We start from the raw sequence: 16,360 nt of genomic DNA on the forward strand, positions 1-16,360 counted from the left end.
CCCCTCAGCCCCGGGCGGCCGCGCCGCGCAGGGCCAGCCCCACGAGCCAGGCGATGTCGTCCGCGGCCTCGGCGGGGGGCTTCGAGGGGCGGGTGAGCGCAGACAGCACCAGGCGGACGACCGACTCCACCGCGACCTCCAGCTCGTCGCTCGTGAACGGTGTCGGCGCGAAGAGCTCCTCGATGCTCTGGCGCACCACCAGCACCGCGGCCTCCACGATCTCGCCCGACTCGGTCGTCAAGATCTGCAGCAGGTCGGTGTCGTGCTCCCCGGGCAACGAGCCCACGACCGTACGGACCAGCACGCTTCGCCGGCCCATCTCCAGCGCGCCCTCGCACGCGGACCGGATGCCGTCGAGGAGGTCGTCGGCGGCCGCCATGCGCTCCCGGACCACCCCGAGGAACCGGTCGAGCTCGCGCAGGGCGAGCTGCTCGGCCAGTCCGCGCTTGGTGCCGAACTCGTTGTAGACGGTCTGCCTGCTCACTCCGGCGGCCTCGGCGACGGCCGCCATCGTGACCGTCGACCAGCCGGTCGACTCGATGACCGCGTGGGCTGCGTCGAGCAGCCGCACCCTGACCGTCACGCGCCGGCCTCGGGGTCCAGCACCTCGTCGAGCCTCGCGTGGTCGGCGATCCAGGCCCGCGCGGTGCGGACGTCGCGCGGCCTGCCGATCGACACCGCACCCCGCACGACGCCGTCGTCGAGCAGGTAGGCGATGAAGTCGCGATCGCCGATCGATCCCCGCACGACCATGTCGTGGGAGCCCTGGGGCCAGCCCGCCACCTGGAGGTTCACGCCGTACTGGTCCGACCAGCACCACGGGACCTCGACGAATGCACCGTCGCCGCCGGCCATGACCTTGCCGACCGCGGTGCCGTGGTTCTGGGCACCCTGCCAGTGCTCGACGCGATGGCGCCCGCCGAGCACCCCGTTGGGCTGGTTGGCGACGTCGCCGGCAGCGAAGACCCCGGGGGCGGACGTCCGGCCGCGGTCGTCCACCAGGATCCCGCCGCCCTCGGACGCCGGCGCGATGCCGATGCCCGCGGCGTCCGCGAGCTCCACGTTGGGCTCCATGCCGACCGCGACCACGACCACCGGCGCGGACCACGTGCGACCGTCGACGGACCGGACGACCGTGGTGCCCGCCTCGTCCTGGATCGAGGAGACCATGACACCGGTGTGCAGGTCGGTGCCCTCGGCCTTGTGCAGGTCGCGGTACATCTCCCCCAGCGCAGTCGGCAGCAGGCGCGGGAGCGGCAGGGAGGCGGTCTCCAGCAGCGTCACGTCGCAGCCGAGCTCGCGGGCGCTGGCGGCGATCTCCGAGCCGATCAGGCCCGCGCCGACCACGACGACCGGCCCGCGCGCCGAGAGCTCGTCCTTGAGCCTCGGGACGTCGGCGAGACCACGCAGCGTGCGGACGCCGTCCGCGTCCCACGGGCTGCGGGCCCGACCACCCGTCGCGAGCAGCAGCTGGTCGTAGAGCAGCGGCTCGCCCTCGCTGAGGCGTACCGCCCTCGCCTCGGTGTCGATCGAGGTCACCGAGACGCCCGTGCGCAGCGCGATGCCCTGCTGCTCGTACCACTCGGCCTTCTTGATGCGGACCTCGTCCGCGGTCTTGTCACCGCGGATGATCTCCTTGGAGACCGGAGGGCGTCGGTACGGCAGGCCGGGCTCGTCGCCGAGCAGGTCGATCGTGCCGTCGTAGCCGGCGGACCGCAGGGCGGCCGCGGCGCTGACGCCGGCGATGCCGGCTCCGACGATGACGGTGCGGTGGGTCATCGAGCGCTCAGAGCTCCACCATCACGAAGTCGGCCTTGGCCGCACCGCAGTCGGGGCACGTCCAGTCGTCAGGGATGTCCTCCCACTTGGTGCCGGGCGGGATGTCCTCCTCGACCCAGCCTTCCGCCTCGTCGTAGACGAAGCCGCACTGCTGGCATTCCCAACGCTTCATGACAGATCTCCTGGGGTGGTGGTGTGGGGCAGGAAGTCGACCTGCTCGCGCACCCCGCAGTCGGGGCACGTCCAATCGGGGTCGACGTCGGCGAACGGGGTGCCGGCGGGCCACCCCTCGCGGGGGTTGCCGCGCTCCTCGTCGTAGACGTACTCGCAGTTCGGGCAGATGAACTGTGCCACGTCAGGCTCCCGCCCCCGCGTGGCGGCGCCGATAGCGCGCTGCGGTGCGCGGATGCAGGTTGGTGCGGGACAGGTCGCCGTCGTAGTGGTCCAGCACCTTCTCGTCCATCACCGACCTCCAGATCTGCGGCACCCACGTCAGGACGATCATGCCCGCGTACCCCGTGGGCAACGTCGGCGCCTCCTTGAAGTCCCGCAGGGCCTGGTAGCGGCGGGTCGGGTTGGCGTGGTGGTCGCTGTGACGCTGCAGGTGGTAGAGCAGCACGTTGGTGCCGATGTTGTTGGAGTTCCAGCTGTGGCTCGGGTTGACCCGCTCGTAGCGGCCCGATGCGAGCTTCTGGCGCTTCATCCCGTAGTGCTCGAGGTAGTTGACCGACTCGAGCAGCCAGATGCCGACGACGGCCTGCAGCACGAGGTACGGCAGGATCTGCCAGCCGAAGGCGACCATGAGCGCACCCCACAGGACGACCGAGAACGCCCACGCGTTGAGCACGTCGTTGCGCGGCGACCAGTGCGACGTCTTCAGGCGTCCGAAGCGCTTCTTCTCCAGCTCCCACGCACTCCTGAGGCTGCCGGTCACGGTGCGCGGCATGAACTCCCAGACGGTCTCGCCGAGGCGGCCGCTCGCCGGGTCCTCGGGGGTGGCGACGCGGACGTGGTGGCCGCGGTTGTGCTCGATGAAGAAGTGTCCGTAGAACGTCTGCGCGAGAGCGACGCGGGCGAACCAGCGCTCGTGCTCCTGCTTCTTGTGGCCCAGCTCGTGCGCGGTGTTGATGCCGATCCCGGCGACCATGCCCAGCCCGAGCGAGAGGCCGATCTTCTGGGCGATCGTCAAGGGGTCCTCGATGCCCGGCAGAGTGCCACCGCCGAGCAGGTACGCACCCCAGACGAGTCCGGCGATCTGCGCAGGGATGAACAAGTAGGTCACCCATCGGTAGTAGCGATCCTCCTCGAGCTGCTCGAGGACCTCGTCAGGCGGGTTCTCGCCGTCCCGGCCCGCCACCAGGTCGGCGAGCGGGACGACCACGAACATGAAGAACGGTCCGAAGTACCACGCGAGGGTTGAGTCGGTGACGGCGTAGATGCCCCACATCGCGACAGGGATCAGCGGGACGATGGCCCCGATGACCCACAGGTGGCGCTTGCGGTCACGCCACTGGATGACCGTCCCGTCGACGGTGGCCTCGATCGTCATCTGTTCCTCTCGTGCACTCTCGGAGATGTGCTTTACATGAACGTAGCGAATGTAAACCTCGCTGACAATGATCCACCCGTGCCGGTGAGCGTCGGATGAGGTGTCGGAGCCCGTCCCTAGAGTGAAGGAAAGGCTGCAAGGAGAGGAGGATCCCGTGCTCGACGACCGCCAGATGATCGATCAGATCGTGATCCGCCGCGAGGCCATGGCCTCCCTCGACGCTGCCGAGGCCGCCGATCTGGTGGACTACGTCGACCGCGCCCCGGGCCCGCGCCGGGCCGATGCCGCAGTCCACGAGCTGTCGCTCGCACTGACCCAGCCGGTGCCCACGATCGAGCGGCGCATCGCCCAGGCACGGCGGCTGCGGTCCACGATGCCCACGGTCTGGCAGGCCTGGCACGACGGACGCCTGAGCACGAGCGCGGTCGGTGAGATCGACCGGGCCGCCCGGCGCCTGACCCATCCCACCTCCCGGGTCGACCTCGACGGCCAAGCCGTGGACGCCGCGAGCGGCCGCACCCCGGGCCAGCTGTCACGGTGGCTGGACCGGTGGGTCGAACGCACCGAGGCCCACGCCGCCCGCGCCCGTCACGAGACCGCCCGTGCCGACCGGGCGGTGCGCCTGCGTCCCCTGGGCGACGCGATGACCCGGCTGACCGTGGACATCCCGGCCACCGAGGCCGCGGCGATCGCCCAAAGGCTCACCGCTGCCGCCCACGCACTGGCCTCCGACGACCCCCGGACCCTTGACCAGGCCCGCGCCGACATCGTGTGCGACGTGCTGCTGGATCGCCGCGACGGAGCCCTGGGCTACCGCGCGGTCATCGGGATCACCGTGCCCCTGTCATCGCTGCTGGGCTTCAGCGACGCCCCCGGCGAGCTGACCGACCGGTCCGCGACCATCCCCGCCTTCATCGTGCGCGAGGCCGTGGCCGACGAGCACAGCCTCCTGTATCGCCTGGTCACCGACGACATCGGCAACCTGCTGACCGTGCAGTGGCTGGGCCGCTTCGCCCCCGCCCGCCTCCGACAAGTCCTGGCGTTTCGCGACGGCACCTCGGTGTTCCCCACCAGCTCGGTGCCCGCCGCCCACTGCGACAGCGACCACACCGATCCCTGGCCCGCGCCCACCCACGCCGCCAACACCGGCCCGCTGAACCGCCGCGCCCACCGGCTCAAGACCGAAGGCCTCATCGACCTGCGACAGCCCACACCTGGGGTCTTCGCATGGACCACCCACACGGGGCACCGCTACACACGACGTCCCGAACCCGTCCCGATCGCCGACTGGGACCTCCCGCCACCGCACCCCGCCTGACCGTCCCGCGCGAGACGATGGGTCACGTCCCGACATCTGGGGGCAGAGACATGTCTGCACACCCGCACAGATCGGAGCCGCCCGGTGACCGCACCACCGACGACCGAGCACGGCACGGCCGCCACCGACCGGGATCTCCTCGTGCGGGCCGCTGCCGGCGACCGGGGCGCGTTCGGCCTGCTGTACGACAGGCACGTCCGCCCGGTCTACTGGCAGGCCTACGCGGTGGTGCACGACGCCGACGAGGCCCAGGACGTCACCCAGGACGTCTTCATCACGATGTGGCGCAAGATCCGCACGATCACGGTCGTCGACGAGTCCGTCCTGCCGTGGTTGCTCGTCACGTCGCGGTTCACCGCCCTCAACGCGGGACGCCGCAGGATGCGAACGCCGTTTCGCGAGCTGGACCCAGAGGCGCCGGCCGACATGACCGTGGAGGACGAGGTCGAAGCCGGCCTCGTCCGCGCGGAGATCGACAAGGCCGCGGCGGCCCTCACCCCGGCGGACCGGCGGCTCTACGAGCTGTGCGTCGAGGGTGACCACACCTACGAGATGGCGGCGCGCGAGCTGGGCGTCAGCCACGCGGCGGTCCGCAACCGGCTCTCGCGCCTGCGCACCCGGCTCCGCGCCGACCTGCGATCCATGAGGGAGACATCATGACGAGCCCCGGACTGAACGACGACCGCATCGAGGCCATGCGCGGAAGCGTCATGACCGCGGTCGACCGCGACATCAGGCGACGCGGCCGTCGGGCCCGACGCGCGATCGGTCTCACTGCTGCGAGTGTGCTGGTCGTCGGCGTGGGCGGCTATGCGCTCTCGTCGATCGACCTGCAGGGGTCCTCGTCCAGCTCTGAGGCCTCCTCCAGCTCCGAGTCCTCATCGTCGCTCGACAGCGAGGGCTCCGACGCCGCGGGCGGCAGGGCGGATGCGCGGACCAACAAGCGTCTCGGCGGGACCACCAACCGGGCTGTGCCCGACGCGGACCGACAGGTCGTGACCACGGGCTCGGTCTCGGTGACGGTCACCCGTCCTCGTCAGGTCGCGGCGCGGCTCAGCACGTACGTCGAGGGGATCGGCGGGCGGGTCGACGACCGGAGCGAGAGCGGAGACGGCCAGGACGCCACGGCGACCCTCCGCGTCCGCGTGCCGGCCACGAAGGTCGCCGCCACGATCGCCCGTCTGGAGGAGCAGGGCACCGTCGAGGACGTCTCGCTCGAGAACCAGGACGTCACCTCGGTCTCGCAGGACCTCGACGCACGGATCGACGCACTGGAGATCTCGGTCGATCGCCTGGAGTCGATCCTCGGCGCGAGCGAGACCAGCAAGGAGGTCATCTCAGCCGAGTCGGCCCTGACGAAGCGGCAGGAGCAGCTGGAGAGCCTGCAGTCGCAACGACGCTCACTGGCCGGGCAGGTCGAGCTGTCGACCATCACGATCGACCTCGCGCAGGAGCCGCGGGTCGACTCGGTCGAGCCCGGCGGATTCTCCGGCGGTCTGCGGGACGGCTGGAACGGCCTCGTCACGACGGTCAACGCCGTCGTCGAGGTCGCAGGCCGCTTGCTCCCCTGGGCCGCCGTCGCGGTCGTGGTCGCTGGCGCGGTCCGGCTCGTCACCCGGCGCCGGGCGCACGGCTGAGGCAGGCCCTTCCGGCCGGGCCACTGGACCCTTCCCAGGCCCGGCACACAGGCGTTCCATGGAACCGGCGCCGTGCCGGCCCGAAGGCCGCGACGGTGGAGGCCCCCCGGCTGCCCGGCGCAGGGCACCCTTCCGAGGAACGGAGAGACGCATGAGCATCCTGAACGAGACCGCATCCCTCGCCAATGGCGTCCAGATCCCCAAGCTGGGGCTCGGCACGTGGTTCATCGACGATGCGGTGGCCGCCGACGCCGTCCGTGCCGCGATCGAGATCGGGTACCGCAACATCGACACCGCCCAGGCCTACGGCAACGAGCGCGGCGTCGGCGAGGGCGTCCGCACCAGCGGCGTCCCCCGCGATGAGCTGTTCGTGTCGACCAAGCTCGCTGCCGAGATCAAGGACCACGACGGTGCCGTGACCGCCATCGAGGGATCGCTGGACACGCTGGGTCTTGGCCACATCGATCTGATGCTCATCCACGCGCCCCAGCCGTGGGCCGACTTCCGCGGCGGCGACTACGCCGACGGCAACCTCCAGGCATGGAAGGCGCTGGAGGTGGCACACGCGGCGGGCCGGATCAGGGCGATCGGGGTGTCGAACTTCCTGCAGGCCGATCTGGAGAACATCCTGACCCGCGGCACGGTCGTCCCACACGTGAACCAGATCCTCGTGCACCCCGGCAACACCCCGACCGAGCTGATCCAGTACTGCCGGAGCAGGGACATCCTCGTGGAGGCGTACTCGCCGATCGCGCACGGCGAGATCCTGCGCAACCCCGCCGTCGCAGCGATTGCCGAGCGGTACGGGGTGTCGGTGCCGCAGCTGTGCATCCGGTACACGATCCAGCTCGGGACCGTCTCGCTGCCGAAGACCGCGAATCCCGATCACATGCGCAGCAACGCCCAGATCGACTTCACGATCAGCGACGAGGACATGAGCGCTCTGCGCGACCTCGACGCCAGGGACTACGGCAAGCTCGCCGCTTTCCCTGTCTACAGCGGCAAGTGAGTCGCAGACCGCTGACCGAGGTCAGTCGCACCCCATCGGTCCGACCAGCCGAACCGACTCGCCTTCGTAGTTCAGCACGAGTCGCCCGTCGGACTTGGTCACGGTTCCGTCGTAGGTGCCGACGGGGACGTCCGTCTCCGGGCCGAGGTCTTTCCTCGGTGTCGTGTAGAGACCGCCGTCGACGTCGAGCGTCCCCACGATGTTCACGTCGAGTCCGGGTTTGGTCACGACCAGGACTGAGACGTCTTGCTTCGCTCCCTCAGCCATCGGCTTCGACGTGAAGCAGGGCTCGGACTCGGTGATTCCGCAACCTCCGAGGAGCGTTGCTGTGGCGGCGCCCAGGAGTAGCAGCCTGACCCCGTTCCGGTGACGGTGAGGCGAGTCGTGCATGTGGACCTCCCGGGTCGTCGGCGGACGTCGATTCCAGCGTCAGATGAGGGACGGTGGCGATCCAGGGGTGGCCGTCGTGTGTCTCCCGACAAGATGAAGAAGGCCCGACCGGTGACGGTCGGGCCTCTTCCACTGGTGGAGCATAGGAGATTCGAACTCCTGACCTCTTCGATGCGAACGAAGCGCGCTACCAACTGCGCCAATGCCCCAGTGCTGGTCCTTCACGCACCCAACGAGCGAGTGCTCCGCAACTTTATCAGGCCCGTCAGTGGCCCACCGCGCGGCGTTCCTCTCCCGTGTCATCTGCCCGCTTCGGCAGCTCCACCTCCTCGCCCTCGATGTGGCCCGAGGTCCACGTGTTGGGCTGCGAGAAGTCGATCGTGCGGACCGTGCGGCCGGCGCGGGGCTTGGTGACGTAGGTCGGCAGGGTGACCGGCAGCGGGTCCCAGAGGGCCTCGCCGGAGGAGGAGACCGACGGCACCGCGATGACGATCTGGTCGTCGAGCGCATCCGCCTCGAGGTCGACGACCTCCATCTCGTGCTTGCGGCCCGGGTCGATGTCCTCGAACAGGCCCGAGACGATGACCGTCTCCTCCTCGTCGGGGCTGAGCCGGGGCGTGACCTTGGCGGCGGTCTTGCTCTTGGTCCTGGCGCTCGGTGCAGCGTCCGACGTCGCCACGCCCGTGCGGGGCTTCTTCTCGCGCACGATGCCCAGCTCGCCGCGCACCTGGATGCGGCAGGCCACGAGCCAGGCGGCGACGAGTGCGACGGGGGCGGCGATCGCGAGGGTCGGCAGGACTCCCGTGACGGCCAGGACGGCCACGACGGCGGTCAGGCCGAGCAGGGTCAGCAGGGTGCGCCGGCGGCGGCGGGCGGCCAGCCTCGCGGCGGGACGATCGAGGTCGCGCTTGGGGGCGGCGGGCGCACGAACGGACGCGGCGGGAGCCGCAGGTGCGGCCGCTTGCGTGGCCGCGGACGGCTTGGTGACGACGCGGCTGAGCGTCCCGGTCGTCTCGACCGACTCGTTCTTGGTGGCGTCGTCGTAGCGGCGCAGGGCGAGCGGGATGAAGTACGCCGCCCAGACAACGACGACGAACGCGATGATCAACCCGCTGCTAGGACCCACGGTCAAAACCCTAGGCCGTCGCGACCCCGATCGTCCGCACCCGCCGCGTGTGTCGCGGGAGAAGTCTGTGACGGGTGTGGCGGGCGGGACCGGGCGAGACGGGTCAGGACCCGCCGGGCTCCTGTCCGGGTGCCTGGACCCGGGCCATCAAGCCACCGGGGACGTCCTCGGCGAGGATCTGGAAGATCCGGTGGTCGCGCCACTCCCCCGCGATGTGCAGGAACCGACGCGCCACCCCGATCTCGGTGAAGCCGAGCTTCTCCACGACCCGCAGACTTGCTGCGTTCTCGGGGCGGATCGCGATCTCGACGCGGTGCAGCCCGACCGTGGTGAGCAGGTGGTCGCACACCAGCGCGACCGCGATGGGCGTGATCCCGCGACCTGCGTGGCTGCGAGAGACCCAGTAGCCCATGTTGGCCCAGCGGGCCGATCCCCACGTGATCCCGTTGACCGTCAGCATGCCGACCAGCTCGCCGTCCCAGGTCAGGGCGAACGGCATCGTGTGCCCGAGCCGCGCGCGACGTCGCAGCGTGCTGATCATGCCCACGTACGAGCTGGCGGGGCTCCCGGCCTCGCGGGGCAGTGTGGCCTCCCACGGGCCGAGCCAGTCGGCGTTGTCGGCGCGAAGCCGGGCCCAGGCGCGGGCGTCACGGCGGCGCACCGGACGTACGCCCACCGAGCCGTGCTGCAGCTCGACGGGCCAGCCGGGGCTCAGGAGTCGCTCCGCGGGTGATCGCCGCCGTGCAGCTGGTCGACGGCGTGCGGCAGGATCTCGGCCAGCACCGCGAGCCCGTCCTTGACGCCACCCCGCGATCCGGGGAGGTTGACGACGACCGCGCTGCCGGCGACACCGGCCAGCCCCCGCGAGAGGGCGGCGGTGGGCACCCCGGCCGCGACACCACGCGCCCGCACGGCCTCGGCGACGCCGGGCAGCTCGCGATCGAGCAGCGGGCGGGTCGCCTCGGGCGTGCGGTCGGTCGGGTTGATGCCGGTGCCGCCCGTGGTGACGACCGCGGAGACCCCGTCGGCGAGGGCGGCGGCGATCGCGGTCGCGACGGGGTCGCCGTCACCGACGACGACCGGCTCGGCGACCTCGAAGCCCCACGACGTCAGCGCCTCGACGATCAATGGCCCCGTCTCGTCCTCGTAGACCCCGGCAGCGGCGCGGTTGGAGGCGACGACGACCGCCGCCCGTGGTGAGCCGTTCATCGGCGCCAGTCGCCGCTCTTGCCGCCGGACTTCGCGACCACCTCGATGTCGGTGATGCGCGCGAGCTTGTCGACCGCCTTGACCATGTCGACCACGGTCAGGGCCGCGACGCTGACCGACGTGAGGGCCTCCATCTCGACTCCCGTGCGGTCCGCGGTGCGGACGGTGGCCTCGACCAGCACCACGCCCTGCCCCTCAGGGGTCGTGTCGACCTCCAGGTCGACCTCGACGCCGCCGATCGCCAGCGGATGGCACAGCGGGATGAGGTCGGGCGTGCGCTTGGCGGCCATGATGCCGGCGATGCGGGCGACCGCGAGTGCGTCGCCCTTGGGCACGCCCTCGCCCTGCAGGAGCCTGACGACCTCGGCGCTGACCTCGACGCGACCGCGTGCGGTCGCGGTGCGGGCGGTGACCTGCTTGGCCGTGACGTCGACCATGCGGGCCGCGCCCGAGTCGTCGACGTGCGTCAGCCGGTCAGCCACTAGAACGGCCTGTCGAGCACGAGCGTGCGGACCGTGTCGCCCATGTTGAGGGCAGTCTGGTCCTCGCCGACGATGATGAGGGCATTGGCCTTGGCCAGCGTGCCGATCAGGTGCGAGCCGGCACCGGCCAGCGGGGTGACCTTCGCACCGCGGTGGGTGACCTCGAAGACGCCGCGGACGTACTGCCGGACACCGGGACGTGACTGGATGTCCGAGGCCAGCACCGCGTGGACCATGGGCCGGCGATAGGGGGTGCGGCCCATCATTCGACGGATGGCCGGCAGCACGAAGACCTCGAACGAGACGTAGGCCGAGACGGCATTGCCCGGCAGGGTGATGATCGGCGTCTGCTCGTCGAACACCCGCCCGAATCCCTGCGGCTTGCCCGGCTGCATCGCGACCTCGTTGAACTCGACCGTGCCGAGGGCCGAGAGCGTCTCCTTGACGACGTCGTGGTCGCCCTTGCTGATCCCGCCACTGGTGACGACGAGGTCCGCGCGCACGAGCTGCTCGGACAGCACCCGCTGGAACGTGCGGGGGTTGTCGTCGACGGCGCCCACGCGATAGCAGATCGCGCCGGCCTCGCGGACGGCTGCGGCGAGCATGTAGCTGTTGCCGTCGTTGATCGAGTCGTAGTCGAGGTGGGTGCCCGGCTCGCGCAGCTCGCTGCCGGTCGAGATCACGACGACCCGCGGTCGCGGGCGGGCCTTGACCCGGGGCGCCCCGAGCGCGGCCAGCAGGCCGATCTCGCGCGGGCCCAGGACGGTGCCCTCGGGCAGCACGACGTCGCCCTTGGTGACGTCGTCGCCCTTCGGCCGGATGCGGGCCCCGGGCCGCGCCGGGGCGTAGATCTGGACGCGGGCGTTGCCGCGGTCGGTGTCCTCGAACGGGACGACAGCGTCGGCGCCGCGCGGGATCGGGGCCCCGGTCATGATCTTGACCGCGGTGCCTGCGCTGATCGCGAACGGTCGCGCGGAGCCGGCCTGGATCTCGCCGACCACAGGGAGCATGACGGGGTGGTCGCGGTCGGCCGCGGCGACGTCCTCGGCACGCACCGCATATCCGTCCATCGAGGAGTTGTCGAACAGCGGCAGGTCCATGGGGGCCACGAAGGCCTCGTGCAGCGGCAGTCCTAGCGACTCGACGAGCGGCTGGTCGTACGCCGCCAGCGGGCCGACGCCCCGCAGGATCTTCTCGAGGTGGTCCTCGACGGTCAGCAGACCCTCGCGGATGCTGGCGGGGCGGGGCCGCGTGGGCTGGGTACCCGGCCCGGTCGGCGACGCACCCTGCTCCGATCCGTCGTCGGATCCTCCTGTCGACATGCCGATCAGCCTAACCGCGACCCGGATGCCACGCTCTCGGCGGCGCCCGTGTCGTCGAGCGTCACGTCACCGTGCACCACGACGTCGCGGCCGAAACGCCAGTCGCCACGGACCGTCAGCGAGGTCGCCTCGGCCAGCGAGGGCGGGGTCGGGATCCGCGCGTCGAAGTCGGCGATCGTGGTGTAGAACCGGCGGTCCAGATCGATCAGGGGCGGCGTGGGCACCGTCGCCCGCACCCGGAAGTCGTCCCCCACGCCGTAGACGTCCGAGCGCAGCAGCAGCAGGTCGTTGGTCGTCTTGACCGGCAGGAAGCGCGAGCGGTCGACCTCGATCGCGGTGGCGCCGTCGAACACCTCGACCGCAGCACCCATCGCGGACTCGATCTGCACGACCTTGGTCGAGGACGGATCTGTCGGGTCGACCGTCTTGGAGTTGCGGATCAGCGGCAGGCCGAGGATGCCGTCGCGCGCCTCGAGCGTCGCCTTCATGACGTGCAGGTCGAACCAGAGGTTGTTGGTGTGGAAGTACAGGTGCTTGTCAGGGTCCGCGGCGGCGGCCGCGTCCTCGTCGGCGGTCTGGGCGGTCTCGCGCAGGACGAGCCGTCCGTCGCTCTTGCGGACCACGATGTGGCCGCCCTTGACGTCCGCAGGCGTGCGGCGGCAGACCTCGGCGGCGTAGGGCGCTCCGGAGGCGGCGAACCAGCCCATCATGGCCGGATCGGGCGCGGCGCCGAGGTTGTCGGCGTTGGAGACCGTCGCGTAGCGGTAGCCCGCGTCGATCAGGGCGTCGAGGATGCCGGAGACCTCGAGCGCCGTGTAGAGATCGCCGTGTCCCGGCGGGCACCACTCGAGCGAGGGGTCCTGGGGCCAGTCGGCCGGCGTCAGGTCGTCGGCGCGCAGCTTGGGCTCGCGGTTCTGCAGGAAGTCCAGGGGAAGCCCTTCGACCTCGAGGTCGTCGTAGGACGCGAGGGCGGCGAGGGTGTCGTCACGCGTGCGGAAGCTGTTCATGAACAGCAGCGGCAACGTGACGCCGAGCTCCGCACGGACGTGGCGCACCTGGCCGGCGATGACGTCGAGGAAGCTGAGGTCGGGCCGGACGGGCAGCAGCGTCTTGGCGCGGTCCAGGCCCATCGAGGTGCCGAGACCGCCGTTGAGCTTGATGACGGCCGTGACCGACGCGGCCTCGCGGCACTGCTCGTCGCTCAGCGTGATCGCGCCCGCGTGGTCGATGTCCGTGAGGGGATCCACGTCCGACTCCCGGATCATGCCCGTCTCGCCCTGCTGCAGCTGGCCGTAGAAGGACGCGAAGACGTCGATCGCGCGCTGCGGCACCCCGGCGTCCGTCATCCGCTGCCGTGCCTGCTCGAGTCCGTCCATGTCAGCGCCTCCGCTCACGAAATCTCCCTGTTCGTCCGCGCCCATAGGTTAGCGTCAGGCCGTGACGAAGGCACAGGTGCGCACGGCGCTGCTCGCCCGCAGACGCGCCATGACCGGGGCTGAGCGTGCCGAGGCGGCCGAGGCGATCGCGCTGCACGTGCTGGCCATGCCGGCCGTGGTCCGCGCCCGCCGGGTCGCCTGCTATCTCTCGATGCCGTCCGAGCCCGGCACCGCCCCGACCCTTGCGGGGCTGCACGAGCGGGGCATCGAGGTCGTGGTGCCCGTGAGCCTGCCCGGGGGAACGCTCGACTGGGCCGTCCACGACCCGGCAGGGTCCTTCACCGTGACCCCAATGGGCATCGCGGAGCCGGACGGCCCGCGCCTCGGCGCGGACGCGCTGGCGGGTTGCGACGTCGTGCTGCTGCCGGCCCTGGCGGTCGACCACGCAGGTCACCGGCTGGGACGTGGGGCCGGTTACTACGACAGGGCCCTCGCGGCCACGACGGCACCCCTGTGCGCGATCGTCTTCACCGACGAGCTGCTGCCCGAGGTCCCCCACGAGGCCCACGACGTCCCCGTCCAGATGGCCGTGACCCCCTCGGGCCTGTTCCGCGTCAGGCCGAGCCGCGCGACGTGAGGGTCAGGGTGTCGTCGGTGGCGTCCTCGACGGCTCGGCGGCCGAACACCCACGGCACGGTCTCGCCCTTGCGCCACCGCTCCTGCTGGTCCACGTAGTGGTCGTGGAACGCATGTCCGGAGGCGCCGGTGAGCTGGATCCAGCGTGACCGGTCCAGGTCCGCGAGGTCGACGATCATCCGCATCGACGGCACGGACGTGACCTCGTAGCCCTCCGTCGCGTCCCAGCTCGTCGCGTCCACGATGCCGCCGCCGCCGCCGACGCGGTACGGGCCACGGTTGAACAGCTTGTCGACCAGCCCGACGCCGGAGTCGCCGAGCGTCGGGTTGACCAGCTCCAGCTTGTGCATCGTCCCCCAGCGCCACTGGCTGGGATTGCGCGACTGGATCATCGTCAGCTCGTCGCGGGCGTCCTGCATCGCCGTGGAAAGTATCTGGTCGCGCGACTCCTTCTCGGGGGTCGAGACGTCGTCCCACCAGTGGCTGCCGGGCTTGTCGAGCAGGCCGCTCACGACGTTGAACCAGCGCTCCCCACCCTCGGGCCACACGGCCTCGGGCAGCTCGTCGTGGAACGTCAGCTCCAGCAGGTGGCGCCAGACGGAGTTGAAGTACGCCGCTCCGGGTGAGTCCGCGTCCTGCTTGAGGTCCCACTTCTCGAGGGTGGCCTGCCCTTGGCGGTGGTAGCGGCTGCCCAGCTCGACCTTGAGCAGCGCCGGCACCAGACGAGCGGCGTTCGCGCTGTAGGTGTCGTTCTGGATGCTCGACATGTCCTGGACGTCCAGGCCCTTGCCGCCCTTGCCGATCCGAGACTCGATCAGCTCGCGGATGCGCTCCGAGCGGTAGCCCGCGGCGGTGTCCGCCCCCAGCAGCTTCGGGTACTGGTCCCCGATGACCTTGTTGTTGGCCGTGACGATGAAGCCCTCGTCCGGGTTGAGGACGCTCGGCAGCTCGTCGAACGGGATCGAGCCCTTCCACTCGAAGGCGGGGTCCCAGCCCGGCACCGGCCAGCGCCCGTCGCCCTGGCGACGGACCGGGATCGTGCCCGGGGACTGGTAGCCGATGTTGCCGTCGACGTCCGCGTACACCAGGTTCTGCGACGGCACCGTGAACAGCTTCGCCGCGGCCCGGAAGTCGTCCCAGTCCTGGGCCCGGCCCAGGGCGAAGACCGCCTTGATCGTCGGCTCCGGCGTGAGCGCGGTCCACCGCAGCGCGACCTCGTACGAGCCGCGGGTCGCATTCTTCTGCGCGGCCTCGCCCACGTCCTCGGCGTCCTCGTCGAGATCGGACAGGATCGGGCCGTGACGAGTCGATCGCACCGTGATGGTCTGCGACTCCTCGCCGGCGATCTTGAACGTCTCGCGGCGGGTCTTCAGCGGCACCTGCTTCCCGTCGTACTCGTACGTGTCGCCCGTGACCCGCTCGAGGTAGAGATCGGCCACGTCGGCGTACATCGTCGTGACGCCCCACGCGATCTTGGCGTTGTGCCCCACGACCACACCGGGCAGGCCCGAGAACGAGAAGCCCGCGACGTCGTACGGGCAGGCCTCGTCGACGGTCCGGCAGTGCAGGCCGACCTGGTACCAGATGCCGGGCATCGACGGCGCGAGGTGCGGGTCGTTCGCGAGGATCGGCTCGCCGGTGGTCGTGTGGTCGCCGTCGACGACCCAGGAGTTCGAGCCGATGCCGTCGCCGATGCCGAGGAGGGCCGGCAGCGCCTCTGCGCTCGACCTGGCCTTCTTCAGCGACGTGACCGCCGAGCGCGCCAGGCCCTCCTGGGTCGGGGCGGGCGCCTGTGCGGTGAACGCGCCGTCACGGACGGTGCCCTCGTCGCCGACGATCGTGCGGTGGCCCTTCGGGTAGTCCGGATAGAGCTCCTCGACCTGCGCGACGGTCAGCTTCTCGGTGGCGAGGACGCGGTCGATCTCGTCGGTCATGTTGCTGCGCAGGTCCCACGCCATCGCCTTGATCCAGGCGAGCGAGTCCACGACCGTCCACGGCTCGGGCGTGTAGTCCGGCCCGGTCAGCTCCAGGACCGCGTACTCCAGCGACAGCTCGGAGCTCGACCGGTTGTCGATGTAGGAGTTGACGCCGCGCGCGTACGCCTTGAGCAACGACAGCGTCGTGTCGTCGAGGAGGGCGACCTCCTTCTCGGCCACCCGGCGCCAGCCGAGCGTGCGCACGTACTTGTCGGTGTCGAGGGCCGCGTCCCCCACCAGCTCCGCGAGCCGGCCGGACGTCACGTGCCGGCGGAAGTCCATCTCGTAGAACCGGTCCTGCGCGTGCACGTAGCCCTGGGCGAGGAACAGGTCCTCGGGGGTGTCGGCGTAGATCTGCGGGATGCCCAGACCGTCGCGCTTGACCTCCACGTCGCCCGCGAGGCTCGAGATCTGGACCTGGCCGTTGGTGTCGGGGAACGACTTGCGTACCGTCACGAACGAGAAGATCGCGACCCCGACGACGACGATGGCGAGCAGACCGGAGATGACGATCAGGAGGCGGCGCACGGAGACAGTCTGGACCACGACCC

The 16,360-nt window shown here is 70.8% G+C and carries 18 protein-coding genes and 1 tRNA gene; 5 read left to right on the forward strand and 14 right to left on the reverse strand.

Annotated elements, in window-relative coordinates:
- Positions 1-4: 4 nt before the first annotated feature.
- The 5 genes from GEV26_RS13985 to GEV26_RS14005 are packed head-to-tail and all read right to left on the reverse strand — an operon-like array spanning position 5 to position 3,328.
- A complete protein-coding gene (locus GEV26_RS13985) occupies positions 5-583 on the reverse strand; it encodes a TetR/AcrR family transcriptional regulator (RefSeq protein ID WP_153654010.1) in 579 nt (192 codons plus the stop codon).
- A complete protein-coding gene (locus GEV26_RS13990; protein ID WP_153654012.1) occupies positions 580-1,779 on the reverse strand; it encodes an NAD(P)/FAD-dependent oxidoreductase in 1,200 nt (399 codons plus the stop codon). Before GEV26_RS13990 ends, GEV26_RS13985 begins: the two co-directional genes overlap by 4 nt.
- Positions 1,780-1,786: 7 nt before the next feature.
- A complete protein-coding gene (locus tag GEV26_RS13995) occupies positions 1,787-1,951 on the reverse strand; it encodes a rubredoxin (protein ID WP_153654014.1) in 165 nt (54 codons plus the stop codon).
- Positions 1,948-2,133 (reverse strand): rubredoxin, encoded by a 186-nt coding sequence (locus tag GEV26_RS14000; protein WP_153654016.1) that lies wholly within the window; start codon positions 2,131-2,133, stop codon positions 1,948-1,950. Before GEV26_RS14000 ends, GEV26_RS13995 begins: the two co-directional genes overlap by 4 nt.
- A gap of 1 nt (position 2,134) precedes the next feature.
- The gene (locus GEV26_RS14005) at positions 2,135-3,328 is read right to left on the reverse strand and encodes an alkane 1-monooxygenase (protein WP_153654018.1); all 1,194 of its coding nucleotides are present in this window, start codon (positions 3,326-3,328) and stop codon (positions 2,135-2,137) included.
- A 154-nt stretch (positions 3,329-3,482) separates the two neighbouring features.
- Here GEV26_RS14005 and GEV26_RS14010 point away from each other — a divergent pair, with 154 nt between their 5' ends.
- The 4 genes from GEV26_RS14010 (at position 3,483) to GEV26_RS14025 (ending at position 7,292) form a co-directional block, all read left to right on the forward strand.
- Complete coding sequence (locus GEV26_RS14010) at positions 3,483-4,646, forward strand: DUF222 domain-containing protein (RefSeq protein WP_153654020.1); 1,164 nt, start codon at positions 3,483-3,485, stop codon at positions 4,644-4,646.
- Between the two features lie 84 nt (positions 4,647-4,730).
- On the forward strand, positions 4,731-5,306 hold the full coding sequence (locus GEV26_RS14015; RefSeq protein WP_153654022.1) for an RNA polymerase sigma factor: 576 nt from the start codon (positions 4,731-4,733) through the stop codon (positions 5,304-5,306).
- The gene (locus tag GEV26_RS14020) at positions 5,303-6,283 is read left to right on the forward strand and encodes a DUF4349 domain-containing protein (RefSeq protein WP_153654024.1); all 981 of its coding nucleotides are present in this window, start codon (positions 5,303-5,305) and stop codon (positions 6,281-6,283) included. Before GEV26_RS14015 ends, GEV26_RS14020 begins: the two co-directional genes overlap by 4 nt.
- A 151-nt stretch (positions 6,284-6,434) precedes the next feature.
- Positions 6,435-7,292 carry an aldo/keto reductase gene (locus tag GEV26_RS14025; protein ID WP_153654025.1) on the forward strand — a complete coding sequence of 286 codons (858 nt, stop codon included), beginning with the start codon at positions 6,435-6,437 and terminating at the stop codon, positions 7,290-7,292.
- A 21-nt stretch (positions 7,293-7,313) separates the two neighbouring features.
- Here GEV26_RS14025 and GEV26_RS14030 read toward each other — a convergent pair whose 3' ends face one another.
- The 8 genes from GEV26_RS14030 to GEV26_RS14065 form a co-directional block, all read right to left on the reverse strand.
- Complete coding sequence (locus GEV26_RS14030) at positions 7,314-7,682, reverse strand: hypothetical protein (RefSeq protein ID WP_153654027.1); 369 nt, start codon at positions 7,680-7,682, stop codon at positions 7,314-7,316.
- Positions 7,683-7,815: 133 nt separating this feature from the next.
- Positions 7,816-7,891: transfer RNA gene (locus tag GEV26_RS14035), tRNA-Ala, on the reverse strand.
- 56 nt (positions 7,892-7,947) lie between these two features.
- Complete coding sequence (gene sepX / locus GEV26_RS14040) at positions 7,948-8,808, reverse strand: divisome protein SepX/GlpR (RefSeq protein WP_153654029.1); 861 nt, start codon at positions 8,806-8,808, stop codon at positions 7,948-7,950.
- Between the two features lie 103 nt (positions 8,809-8,911).
- A complete protein-coding gene (locus GEV26_RS14045; protein WP_243838765.1) occupies positions 8,912-9,484 on the reverse strand; it encodes a GNAT family N-acetyltransferase in 573 nt (190 codons plus the stop codon).
- 35 nt (positions 9,485-9,519) lie between these two features.
- Positions 9,520-10,017, reverse strand: a complete 498-nt coding sequence (locus GEV26_RS14050; RefSeq protein WP_153654033.1) for a MogA/MoaB family molybdenum cofactor biosynthesis protein — start codon at positions 10,015-10,017, stop codon at positions 9,520-9,522.
- Positions 10,014-10,499 carry a cyclic pyranopterin monophosphate synthase MoaC gene (gene moaC, locus GEV26_RS14055; protein ID WP_208430971.1) on the reverse strand — a complete coding sequence of 162 codons (486 nt, stop codon included), beginning with the start codon at positions 10,497-10,499 and terminating at the stop codon, positions 10,014-10,016. Before moaC ends, GEV26_RS14050 begins: the two co-directional genes overlap by 4 nt.
- The gene (gene glp / locus GEV26_RS14060) at positions 10,499-11,821 is read right to left on the reverse strand and encodes a molybdotransferase-like divisome protein Glp (RefSeq protein ID WP_153654035.1); all 1,323 of its coding nucleotides are present in this window, start codon (positions 11,819-11,821) and stop codon (positions 10,499-10,501) included. The genes moaC and glp overlap by 1 nt, the downstream gene beginning before the upstream one ends.
- A 5-nt stretch (positions 11,822-11,826) precedes the next feature.
- Positions 11,827-13,197: a UTP--glucose-1-phosphate uridylyltransferase gene (locus GEV26_RS14065; protein WP_153654037.1), complete on the reverse strand. Its 1,371-nt coding sequence runs from the start codon at positions 13,195-13,197 to the stop codon at positions 11,827-11,829.
- Between the two features lie 61 nt (positions 13,198-13,258).
- Between GEV26_RS14065 and GEV26_RS14070 the strand changes: the two genes are divergently transcribed.
- The gene (locus tag GEV26_RS14070) at positions 13,259-13,834 is read left to right on the forward strand and encodes a 5-formyltetrahydrofolate cyclo-ligase (RefSeq protein WP_208430745.1); all 576 of its coding nucleotides are present in this window, start codon (positions 13,259-13,261) and stop codon (positions 13,832-13,834) included.
- Here GEV26_RS14070 and GEV26_RS14075 read toward each other — a convergent pair.
- Positions 13,812-16,337 carry a penicillin acylase family protein gene (locus GEV26_RS14075; protein WP_153654039.1) on the reverse strand — a complete coding sequence of 842 codons (2,526 nt, stop codon included), beginning with the start codon at positions 16,335-16,337 and terminating at the stop codon, positions 13,812-13,814. The genes GEV26_RS14070 and GEV26_RS14075 overlap by 23 nt on opposite strands.
- Positions 16,338-16,360: the final 23 nt, after the last annotated feature.

This window comes from Aeromicrobium yanjiei (assembly GCF_009649075.1).
GTDB lineage: Bacteria > Actinomycetota > Actinomycetes > Propionibacteriales > Nocardioidaceae > Aeromicrobium > Aeromicrobium yanjiei.